The organism is Hyella patelloides LEGE 07179, assembly GCF_900659865.1.
Classification (GTDB): domain Bacteria; phylum Cyanobacteriota; class Cyanobacteriia; order Cyanobacteriales; family Xenococcaceae; genus Hyella; species Hyella patelloides.
Genome location: NZ_LR214200.1, coordinates 1 through 3,299, shown reverse-complemented (window position 1 = coordinate 3,299; position 3,299 = coordinate 1). Strand labels below are relative to the sequence as shown.

Annotated in this window: 3 protein-coding genes and 1 pseudogene; 3 read left to right on the top strand and 1 reads right to left on the bottom strand. The window is 35.9% G+C overall.

Annotated features, from left to right (window positions below; translation table 11 throughout):
* Positions 1 to 240 precede the first annotated feature (240 nt).
* From H1P_RS32085 to rpmA, 3 genes and pseudogenes are all read left to right on the top strand, one after another.
* Positions 241 to 1,077 carry a prohibitin family protein gene (locus H1P_RS32085; RefSeq protein WP_144875357.1) on the top strand — a complete coding sequence of 279 codons (837 nt, stop codon included), beginning with the start codon at positions 241 to 243 and terminating at the stop codon, positions 1,075 to 1,077.
* Positions 1,078 to 1,694: 617 nt separating this feature from the next.
* A pseudogene (gene rplU, locus H1P_RS39655) lies at positions 1,695 to 2,054 on the top strand (50S ribosomal protein L21).
* Between the two features lie 38 nt (positions 2,055 to 2,092).
* Positions 2,093 to 2,362, top strand: coding sequence for a 50S ribosomal protein L27 (gene rpmA, locus H1P_RS32075; RefSeq protein WP_144875355.1), 270 nt, complete (start codon positions 2,093 to 2,095; stop codon positions 2,360 to 2,362).
* A gap of 162 nt (positions 2,363 to 2,524) precedes the next feature.
* Here rpmA and H1P_RS32070 read toward each other — a convergent pair whose 3' ends face one another.
* Positions 2,525 to 3,019, bottom strand: a complete 495-nt coding sequence (locus tag H1P_RS32070; RefSeq protein WP_144875353.1) for a tetratricopeptide repeat protein — start codon at positions 3,017 to 3,019, stop codon at positions 2,525 to 2,527.
* Between the last annotated feature and the right edge of the window lie 280 nt (positions 3,020 to 3,299).

Here is a 3,299-nt window from a genome sequence, read left to right as displayed (position 1 = left end):
AAAAAATAATTCAAAGGTACTTAATGCTAATAGACTTTATCAACATTAGTACAGCATAGCTATATTATCATATTGGATCGAGAAATTTAGGGAATTTCATAATATAGAGTTAATAAGAGCAGTAAAACTTGAAAATTGTAGAGTTATCTGACCAGATCATCTTAGGATAAAGAATAGTTCGGTAATCTAATTTTTAGTAACGAATTTGTTAAGTTGTAATTATCTTAGGAGATACAAGAATTGAATAATCAGTCTGCTCAAAATTGGCAACCCTTAGTTGGAGGAATCATCGCAGCCTTATTACTTGTGATTGGCTTAAACTCCTTTATCATCATTAACCCAGGACAAGCAGGAGTACTGAGTATTCTGGGTAAAGCACAAGATGGGGCTTTACTAGAAGGTTTACACTTTCGTCCGCCCCTCGTATCTTACGTTGACATTTATGATGTTACTGTCCAAAAATTTGAAGTTCCCGCAGAAAGTTCTACCAAAGATTTACAAGACTTAAAAGCCAGATTTGCCATCAACTTTCGTCTCGATCCAGTAGAAATCGTTAATATTCGCAGAACTCAAGGGACTCTGCAAAATATTGTGGCAAAAATAATCGCGCCCCAAACTCAAGAATCATTTAAAATCGCAGCAGCCAGAAGAACAGTAGAAGAAGCAATTACTAAACGTAATGAACTTAAAGAAGATTTTGACAATGCTCTTGGTTCTCGCTTGGAAAAATACGGTATCTTAGTTTTAGACACCAGCGTTGTCGATCTTAATTTTTCTCCTGAATTTGCCAAAGCAGTAGAAGACAAACAAATCGCCGAACAAAAAGCTCGTCGTGCAGTTTATGTAGCGAAAGAAGCAGAACAAGAGGCTCAAGCAGATATCAACCGAGCCAGAGGTAAAGCAGAAGCACAAAGACTATTAGCTGAAACCTTAAAAGCTCAAGGTGGTCAGTTAGTACTGCAAAAAGAAGCTATTGAAGCTTGGCGAGAAGGTGGCGCACAAATGCCTAGAGTATTGGTTACTGGTGAGTCTCAAGGGGGTGTTCCTTTCTTGTTTAATTTAGAAAATGTGCAATAGTTAGGAAAGCAAAGAACAAAGAAAATAGCGACTGTCTTGATTGTCAAGATATAGATATATCAATGTTTGTATTTTGTTCAATCAAGCGGTTTTAAAGAACATTGTTAGTTGATAATTTCCTTAATATTATCGTTTGAATTATTAGCTAAATTATGATGATTTAAAGAGGTAAGCAATAGATAAACCGCGTCTATTTTGAAACCCGTAGTTTTTTAGATAACTGATTTAGGGAAAAGGGAAAAGGGAAAAGGGAAAAAATAAACTACTCTAAACTCCAGTTTTCTATCTGGACGCGGTTTATCTTGAGTTTCAATGACTTGTCAACCAAAAAACAATCTATGTAGAGTTAAAATTATCAAGATGTTTGATATTACTTTTCAAGACAATTATATTATATTGATATTGGGTTGATATCAATGCTTGGTGCTATCAAATTTGATATTTGATTTTTACTTGACAAATAGTTATTTGGTTAAAGATAATTATAGATCGTGTGTCTTATCCTGCTCGGATCGGGTTTAGACCTCAAAATGTCGCTCTTGCAAAAAAAATCTTCTGGGTTTTAGTCGCAAGATTTAACGACTACCCGTACGGCAATTTACCTTAGAAATAATCTCATGACTTACGCAATTATTGAAACTGGTGGCAAGCAACTTAAAGTAGAACCTGGTCGCTTTTATGATATTGAATTACTTCCTGTAGACGCTGAGTCCAATTTCACAATGGACAAAGTATTGTTAATCAATAATGATGACGAAATTACTGTTGGTCAGCCTTTTATTGAGGGTGCTACAGTAGAAGGAACTGTAATGCAACACCTTCGTGGAAAAAAACTATAAAATGCAACCCAAGGAAAACTCGCAAAAAAAAGAGGACACCGCCAAGAATTAACGCGCTTTATGGTGAATTCTATTAATGTTGGTGGTTCAGCTATCTCTGGTGCGGAACAGGCTTCTGTAGAAGTTGTTGCAGAATAATAATATTTATCTATAAAAATACATTAGGAGATAACAAAATGGCTCACAAGAAGGGAACAGGTAGCACTCGTAACGGTCGTGACTCTAATTCTAAACGGCTGGGAGTAAAACGCTATGGTGGTCAAAAAGTAACTGCTGGTAGCATTTTAGTTCGTCAAAGAGGTACTAAGTTTCACCCTGGAAACAATGTTGGTCGTGGTAACGATGATACTCTATTTGCTTTAGTAGAAGGGGTTGTTAAATTTGAATACCGCAAAAAAGGACGACAAAAAATTAGTGTTTATCCTTTGACAGAAGCAACTGCATAGGCAGAATTAAAATTGTTGATTTTTGACGAGCAACCTGAGCGAGGTTTTCTCGCCTACAGCACGTGAGAGTTTGAATTAAAACCAAGGTATTCACTCTAGTAGTGAGTACCTTAACTTTTTCAAAGATAGATACAAAGAAAATTCCACCACATTTTGCCTCAGTTAGGTAATCGGACAAGAAGCAGAATTAAGAAAAAAAACCGTCAATTTTTGAAATCGAGAATCGTGACTAATGGCTTTGAAATCTACATCTTGTAATGCCATTACACTATATTTCATCGGATTGTGAGCGATCGCTTTTTCCAAATAAGCAATAGCACGCTCTACATTGCCTTGTATGGCATGAAAGCAAGCCTGATTATAAGAACTTCCTGGGGTATCATCTTCTGGAGTTGCCAAAATTGACAAATCGTCTTCCAGAGTTTCGCCAAGCTCATGGCAAAATGCGCCTAAACTTTGGTTAAAGCAATAATCAGCCTCTTCAAAACGCTCCAAACTTTCCAAGACTGTACCTTTTTCCGACCACGCTTCGTAATAATTATTTTTAAGGGCTATTGCTCTATTGAAACAGTCTAAAGATTCTTCTAGTTTTCCTAAACTAGCCAGTATTTTTCCTTTACTAAACCAAGCGAAGCGATCGCTTTTATTAATTTCCATTGTTTTGAATATAGATCTTTTCTATAAAGTTGGTACTACCAGAATTGATAAGTGGTTAAAAAGTTCCCAGAAAAACATAAATAGTTTTTTTTTGAGTCATAGATTACTTTGATGTGCAACGACGAAACCCAACTTCCCGCGCACTTGGCAGAGGAATAATCGTCAAGACAAGACCGAGCTTGTGTTCACTCCGCCATTAATTATGATTGTTATTAGTCTAAAATATCAACCAAAATGTAAACTTTATCTAAAAATTTACATTTCTTTCACAAGATTTTCA